Below are 6,775 nucleotides of genomic sequence, written 5' to 3'. Positions count from 1 at the left end.
AGCCACACCCCCCCCCAACCCTCCCCTGCAAGCAGGGGAGGGAGCCGTGCGCAATCAGCCCTGCAGTGTCGGCACCACTCGCAGGTAGGGTTTCAGCGTATTCCATCTGGCGGGATACGGGTTCTTCGTCTTCTCGTCGCAGACTGAGAGTGCGATGACCTTGATACCGGTTTTGGGGCGGCCAACGCCGCACAGCGCGGCCACTTCCATTCCGAGATGGATCGACAGCGGTTGGTCGTGTTACCGCTGACGTCTGACTCATGAGGCGCTCCCCGTAATGGTGCCCATGGCCAGCATGCGTCCATCTAAGGCATATGGCAAATCGTTATGACAAATAAACATATATGCGTTTAGATGTTTAGACGTCTATTGACACGAAGAAAATAGACGTTCAATATCGCCCCACTCATCGAGACCGGCTGAGGGACAGGCCCTTTGAAGCCGGGGCAACCTGCGGAGCGTTTCCGCCACGGTGCCAACTCCTGCGGAGGTGCTTCGGCACTGACCGGTAGATGGGCGTCATCCGTAGCGCAGCTATCCGCTGCCGCCCCCGGAGTGGCGACCTTTCCGGTACTGCGCAGGGCGATGCCTACCGGAGAGCGAGATGACCTTCCTGCCCGAAAGCCGCTATGTCGAGACCAGCCACGCTGCGTTTGCCGAGGGCCTTGAGCCACGACACGCGCGTCCACTGACTGCCCAGCGCAGCACGCGGCGGCTGCAGCTCACCCCGAAATACGGCAGCGGTCCGCGCGAGGTCGAAGTGCGTTATCTGTGGTGTGGCGCGCCGGATGCGCCGACGCTGATCGTACAGGGCGGCATCTCGGCCAGCCGCGACGTCACCGCACTGGACGGCGACAGTGCTCCGGGCTGGTGGCAGGCGCTGGTGGGCACCGGTGCGGCGATCGATCTGGAGCGCTGGCGTGTGCTGGCGATCGACTGGCTGACCCCGGCCGAGCTGGGCGTCGACTCGGTATCCAGCGAGGATCAGGCCGACGCGCTGGCGGCGCTGCTGCAGGCGCTGGCGATCCCGCAGGCGCATGCCTTCGTCGGCTCCTCGTACGGCGCGATGGTGGCGCTGGCCTTCGCGGCGCGCCATCCGCGTTGCGTCGATCGGCTGCTGCTGCTGGCTGGCGCGCACCGGCCGCATCCGCTGGCCACCGCGCAGCGCAGCGTGCAGCGCGGCATCGTGCGGCTCGGCCAGTCGACCGGTCGGGTTGACGAGGCGCTGGCGTTGGCACGCCAGCTTGCGATCACCACCTACCGCGGCAGCGGTGAATTCGGCCGGCGCTTTGCCGGTGGCCCGGAATGGCGCGACGAGCGCTTCCATTTCCCGGTCGAGGACTATCTGGAGCATCAGGGGCGGCGCTTCGTCGAGCGCTTCGATGCGGATCGTTTCCTCGCGTTGTCCGAATCGATCGACCTGCATGACGTGGCGCCGGAGCAGATCCCGACGCCCGCCACCCTGATCGGCTTCCCGTCCGATCGGCTGGTGCCGCTGGCCGACCTGTGCGAGTTGCAGCGCCGCCTGCATGGCCCGGCCACGCTGGAAGTGGTCGAGTCGCCGTACGGCCACGATGCCTTCCTCAAGGAACCCGAGCAGCTCGCGCCGCTGTTGCGCGAAGCGCTGGCCTGACTTCATCTGATAACTGGCAAGAACCGGAGATCCACCCATGAGCGAATCCGCCCCTTGTACCCGCGCCGTGCGCGCCGGCATCGAAAGCGACACCCAGCACGGCGCGGTGGTGCCGCCGCTGCATCTGTCGAGCAACTACAGTTTCGCCGGCCTCGGCCGCAAGCGCGCCTACGATTATTCGCGCAGCGGCAATCCCACCCGTGACCTGCTCGGCAATGCGCTGGCGGAACTGGAGCAGGGCGCCGGCGCGGTGGTGACGTCCAGCGGGATGTCGGCGGTGGCGCTGGCGCTGGAACTGGTGCCGGCGGGATCGAAAGTCCTCGCGGCGCATGATTGTTACGGTGGCACCTGGCGCTTGCTGGATGCGTGGGCGAAGAAGGGGCGCTTCAGCGTCGATTTCGTCGACCTGACCGACAGCGTGTCGCTCGCCGCGGGCCTGGCGCAGAAACCGGCGCTGGTCTGGGTGGAGACGCCGTCCAATCCCTTGCTGCGAATCACCGACATCCGTCACGTGGCGCAGGCCGCGCATGCGGTCGGTGCGCTGGTAGTGGTCGACAACACCTTCCTGTCGCCGGCACTGCAGCAGCCGTTGCTGCTCGGCGCTGATGTGGTGGTGCACTCCACCACCAAGTACATCAACGGCCACAGCGACGTGGTCGGCGGCGCGGTGGTGGCGCGTGAGCCGGCCGTGTTCGAGCAGCTGAAGTGGTGGGCCAATTGCAACGGTCTCACCGGCGCGCCGTTCGACAGCTATCTGACCTTGCGCGGCCTGCGTACCCTGTCGGTACGCCTGCGCCAGCATCAGGAGAACGCCGAACGCATTGCCGTGCAGCTGGATGCCCACCCCGCCGTACGCAAGGTGTATTACCCCGGTCTTGCCAGTCACGCCGGGCATGCCCTGGCCGCGCGCCAGCAGCAGGGCTTCGGCGCCATGCTCAGTTTCGAGCTGGAAGGCGATGTGACCCAGATCGAAGCGTTCGTCGATGGCTTGCAGTATTTCTCGCTGGCCGAATCGCTGGGCGGCGTGGAGAGCCTGATCGCGCATCCGGCCTCGATGACGCACTCGTCGATGGCGGTGGAGGCGCGTCACGCCGCCGGTATCGCCGACAGCCTGTTGCGGGTGTCCGTGGGCATCGAAGATGGCGACGACCTGCTGCGTGATCTCGATGCGGCGCTGCTGCGTGCCGTCGCCGTGGATAAATCCAAACGCCGGGTGATCGCATGAGCGCGGTACTGGTGGAAGCGGCTGCTGCGGTTGACCGGAAGCTGCCGCGCGCCACCCTTGCAACTGGAACCGCGCCCACGATTGCCATCGTGCTGCTGGGTACCGGCGTGGTCGGTGGCGCGTTGTTGAAGCTGCTCAATACGTCGGCTGCGGTCAGCGTACGGCTGGTCGGTGCGGCCAACTCGCGTCGCCAGCAGACCGATCCGGTCCATCTGGCCCATCGCAGCCTGCGCGAGCAGCTGAACAGTCAGGGCGATACGCGTGACAACGCCCACCTGCTCAAGGTGCTGGATGCCAGCGGTGCGGCGGTGAAGGTGATCGTCGACGCCACCGCCAGCGTGTCCCTGGCCTCACGCCACGCTGAATGGCTGGCGCGTGGTTGTCACGTGGTCACCGCGAACAAGGCGCTGGCGGGCGGCGAACTGCCCGGCTGGCGTGCGCTGCAGGCGGCGGTCGCGAATGGCGGTTGTTATGGCGATTCGGCCACTGTTGGAGCCGGCCTGCCGGTGCTGTCCACGCTACGCCGTTTGCGCACTTGCGGTGACAGCCTGCTCACGCTGGAAGGTGTGTTCTCCGGTTCGCTGTCGTGGCTGTTCAACCAGTACGACGGCAGCCAGCCATTCTCTGCCTTGCTGCGCGAGGCGCGTCGACTGGGCTACACCGAGCCCGATCCGCGCTCGGATCTTTCTGGCGAGGACGTGGCGCGCAAGCTGCTGATCATCGCCCGCAATGCCGGTTTCTCGCTCGGCACCGACGAGGTGGATGTACAGGGTCTGGTACCCGAGCCGTTGCGTGCGCTGGATACCGAGTCCTTTCTCGCACGGCTGGAGGAACTGGACGAGCCGCTGGCGAAGCTGCATGCCGACGCGAAGTCACGCGGTTGCGTGCTGCGCTTCCTCGCCCGCCTGAACCAGCGCGGCCGCGCCCGTGTCGGTCTGGTCGAAGTGCCGCTGACTCATCCGGCTGCGCGCCTGTACGGCACCGACAACCAGTTCGCCCTTACTACTACCCGCTACAACACCCAGCCGCTGGTGATCCAGGGGCCGGGCGCGGGGCCGGAAGTGACCGCACAGGCGTTGTTGGGAGATGTACTGGCGCTGGCCTGATGCTGCTTGGTCAGCGCACTCATTCGCTGTCGCTGAATCCCATGGATGCATGTGTGCCGTCGCAGAACGGCTTGTTCTGCGACTCGCCGCAGCGGCACAGGGTCATGCGGTTGCGCACCTCGTATTCGAAGCCGTCGGCACCGATCAATTGCACGCCGCCACGCAACCAGATCGGTCCGGAACAGTTCTGCGCAGGATCCTCGATCAGGCCGATCGATGGTTCAAGCGCGGGCTCGATCGGTTTGCCGGTCGCATTGTCCCAGGCCACCAGTCGCCCCGACGGACAGGCACAAGTCTGGCTGACGAAATGCTTGGCGGCGGAGGGATCGTCGGTCTGGTTGACCAGATTCCATACCTGGCCATGCGGATCGCAAAAGCGTGCGAACGCGCACAGGCCCTCGACATCGGTCAGCGACATGGTCGGACCGCGGATGACCTGAGCCTGTTCGAGATATGGCTGGCGACTCGCGGTTTCGCTGCCGTCAAAATCGACCTTCGCATGCGTGCCGTCGCAGAACGGTTTGTTCGCGCTATGGCCGCAGCGACACAGTGCGTATTGCTCATCCGCAGCATACTGCTGCCCCTTTTCCCACTTTGTCGACTCGGCATCCTCGTTCGTGCCGATAGTCTCCTTGTGCAGAGGAAGGCCGCCCGAAACGAGATAGGGGCCGTTCTTCGAAATCTTGACTCGCGCACCGACTGGCTTCTGCGGATTCATCTGACGTCCCTCGGTTGAGCAACGTGAAGGCCACGATCCAAGTGTTTACTTTACAACTAAGGACGGTATGAATAAGTCTTTGCTGGTCAGTCCAGCGTTCGCTGGAGGCGCTTTTAGACAGCCAAACCAGTCATCCAGCGCCTTCCGTGTTTTGCAACGGCACTGGATCCCAGCGTTCGCTGGGATGACGAGTTATTGAGACTATCCCTGATACTGCTGTTGTCAGGCGGGGATGAAGTCGGACGGAGGCATTCCAAACAAAACGCGCGGCGATGAGCCGCGCGTTTTGTTTGGTCAAAAGATAGAAGCTCAGTGCCCGGTGATGCGCTCTGCTGTCACTTCGTCCGGTGGCACCAGCGGCGAGGCCGGATCACTCTGAGCCTCCAGCTGTGCCGCTTCCACCGACGGCGTGCGCCAGCCGGACTTCACACCCCACAGATAGAACACCAGGCCGATCACCGCGACCACCGCGAGATCCACGCCGTAGGACAGATAGCCCTGGCCGCCGAACGTGGTGCTGCCGGCCCACGACACGAAGGCCAGCGTGGGCAGGTAGAACACCAGCCACCACGCACCCCTCATCTGACGTGCGAAGTCGTGCCAGCCACTCTTCGCCTGGTAATACAGATACACCGGGAGTGCCACCACCATCAGCAGGATGATCTCGCCGGTCAGTGGCCACTTCGCCCAGTACAGCAGCTCGGTCGACATGATGAAGGCGATGCCGGCGAGCACCGGCAGGCCACGCAGGCGCAACGGGCGATGCAGCTCTGGCGCGGTGCGGCGCAGCGTCATCACGCTGACCGGGCCGGTGAGGTAGGAGATGATCGTGGCTACCGAAATCACCGCCGCCAGCGTGCCCCAGCCGCGGAAGAAGAACAGGAACAGGAACGACACCACCAGGTTCAGCCACATCGCCGGGCGTGGCACGCCCGACTTCGGGTCCACCAGGCCGAGGATCTTCGGCAGCGTGCCGTTGCGCTCCATGCCGTAGATCATCCGCGCAGTGGTGGCGGTGTAGGTCATGCCGGTGCCGCTGGGGCTGATGAATGCATCGAGGAACAGCAGGTTAGCCAGCCAGAACAGGCCGAGAATCTTCGCCAGGTCCGCGAACGGCGAGCTGAAATCGAGGCCGTGCCAGCCGGCCTTGGCCAGCAGATCCGGTGGTACCGCGCCGATGTAGGCGACCTGCAGGATCACGTAGACGACGGTGGCGATCCCGATCGAGCCGACGATCGCGAACGGGATGCTCCTGCCCGGATTGCGTGCTTCGCCGGCGAGATTCACCGGACTCTGGAAACCGTTGAAGCTGAACACGATGCCGGCGGTAGCCACGGCAGTGAGGATGGCCGCGAAGTCCGTCACATGCGCGCCACCGTGGATGCCGACCGAGAAATTTTCAGGATGAAAGCCGCTGGCGATCAGCAGCAGGCCGGTCGCTGCCGGCACCACCAGCTTGAACACGGTGATCGCGGTATTCGAGTGAGCAAACAGCTTCACGCTCCAGAAGTTCATCAGGAAATAGACGATCACCAGCACCGCAGCGATAGCCAGGCCGATATGGCTCAGCTCTCCTTGTCCGCCCGGCACATGCGCGTAAAGGTCCTTCGCCCATTGCCACTTCCAGCCGGACATGTACTGCACCGAGGCCTCGGCCTCCACCGAGATCACCGACACGATAGCGATCCAGTTCGCCCACGCGCCGATGAAGCCGACCAGCGAGCCATGCGAGTAATGGCTGTAGCGCACCATGCCGCCGGACTCGGGAAACATCGCGCCCAGTTCGGCATAGGTCAGCGCAATCGTCATGATGATCGCAGCACCCAGCACCCACGCCCATACCGCGCCGGGCCCGGCCAGGCCTGCCGCCTTCCATGCGCCGAACAGCCAGCCGGAGCCGATGATCGAGCCCAGGCCGGTAAGCATCAGGGCGAACGGGCCGACGTCGCGGCGGAGAGGGCTGGATGAGGACATGGAAGCTCCTGCGCGGGCGTTGATGCGCTGAAAGAGTCTGATGGTTGCAGAGTGCCCGCCGCCTGTCACCCGTCACAGGTCATCCGAGCGGCCTGGATTTGCAGAAAAGCCGGACGGCG

6 protein-coding genes and 1 riboswitch are annotated in these 6,775 nt (G+C 64.8%); of the genes, 3 read left to right on the top strand and 3 right to left on the bottom strand.

Annotation, left to right across the window (positions count from 1 at the left end; genetic code table 11):
* Positions 1-54: 54 nt before the first annotated feature.
* Positions 55-210 (bottom strand): hypothetical protein, encoded by a 156-nt coding sequence (locus B0E51_RS19550; RefSeq protein ID WP_168172658.1) that lies wholly within the window; start codon positions 208-210, stop codon positions 55-57.
* A gap of 193 nt (positions 211-403) precedes the next feature.
* A riboswitch (SAM riboswitch) is annotated at positions 404-519 on the top strand.
* Between the two features lie 85 nt (positions 520-604).
* Here B0E51_RS19550 and B0E51_RS15990 point away from each other — a divergent pair.
* From B0E51_RS15990 to B0E51_RS15980, 3 genes are read left to right on the top strand one after another with little or no spacing between them, the layout of a single operon-like run.
* Positions 605-1,633, top strand: a complete 1,029-nt coding sequence (locus tag B0E51_RS15990; RefSeq protein ID WP_077445866.1) for a homoserine O-succinyltransferase — start codon at positions 605-607, stop codon at positions 1,631-1,633.
* A gap of 37 nt (positions 1,634-1,670) precedes the next feature.
* Positions 1,671-2,858, top strand: a complete 1,188-nt coding sequence (metB, locus tag B0E51_RS15985; protein WP_077445865.1) for a cystathionine gamma-synthase — start codon at positions 1,671-1,673, stop codon at positions 2,856-2,858.
* Positions 2,855-3,964 carry a homoserine dehydrogenase gene (locus tag B0E51_RS15980; protein WP_077445864.1) on the top strand — a complete coding sequence of 370 codons (1,110 nt, stop codon included), beginning with the start codon at positions 2,855-2,857 and terminating at the stop codon, positions 3,962-3,964. Before metB ends, B0E51_RS15980 begins: the two co-directional genes overlap by 4 nt.
* Positions 3,965-3,983: 19 nt before the next feature.
* On the opposite strand, the gene B0E51_RS15975 is transcribed toward B0E51_RS15980, so the two are convergent.
* Together B0E51_RS15975 and B0E51_RS15970 are read right to left on the bottom strand one after the other, a co-directional pair.
* The gene (locus B0E51_RS15975; RefSeq protein ID WP_077445863.1) at positions 3,984-4,682 is read right to left on the bottom strand and encodes a CDGSH iron-sulfur domain-containing protein; all 699 of its coding nucleotides are present in this window, start codon (positions 4,680-4,682) and stop codon (positions 3,984-3,986) included.
* A gap of 309 nt (positions 4,683-4,991) precedes the next feature.
* Positions 4,992-6,656 (bottom strand): APC family permease, encoded by a 1,665-nt coding sequence (locus B0E51_RS15970; protein WP_077445862.1) that lies wholly within the window; start codon positions 6,654-6,656, stop codon positions 4,992-4,994.
* Positions 6,657-6,775: the final 119 nt, after the last annotated feature.

Origin of the sequence: Rhodanobacter sp. C05 (genome assembly GCF_002001165.1) — a bacterium.
In the GTDB taxonomy this organism is placed as follows: domain Bacteria; phylum Pseudomonadota; class Gammaproteobacteria; order Xanthomonadales; family Rhodanobacteraceae; genus Rhodanobacter.
This window is presented reverse-complemented; position numbering and strand designations above follow the sequence as displayed.

Coding starts and splice junctions, on each gene's coding strand:
- B0E51_RS19550 (WP_168172658.1), bottom strand. CDS start 210: ATGGAAGTGGCCGCGCTGTGCGGCGTTGGCCGCCCCAAAACCGGTATC.
- B0E51_RS15990 (WP_077445866.1), top strand. CDS start 605: ATGACCTTCCTGCCCGAAAGCCGCTATGTCGAGACCAGCCACGCTGCG.
- metB (WP_077445865.1), top strand. CDS start 1,671: ATGAGCGAATCCGCCCCTTGTACCCGCGCCGTGCGCGCCGGCATCGAA.
- B0E51_RS15980 (WP_077445864.1), top strand. CDS start 2,855: ATGAGCGCGGTACTGGTGGAAGCGGCTGCTGCGGTTGACCGGAAGCTG.
- B0E51_RS15975 (WP_077445863.1), bottom strand. CDS start 4,682: ATGAATCCGCAGAAGCCAGTCGGTGCGCGAGTCAAGATTTCGAAGAAC.
- B0E51_RS15970 (WP_077445862.1), bottom strand. CDS start 6,656: ATGTCCTCATCCAGCCCTCTCCGCCGCGACGTCGGCCCGTTCGCCCTG.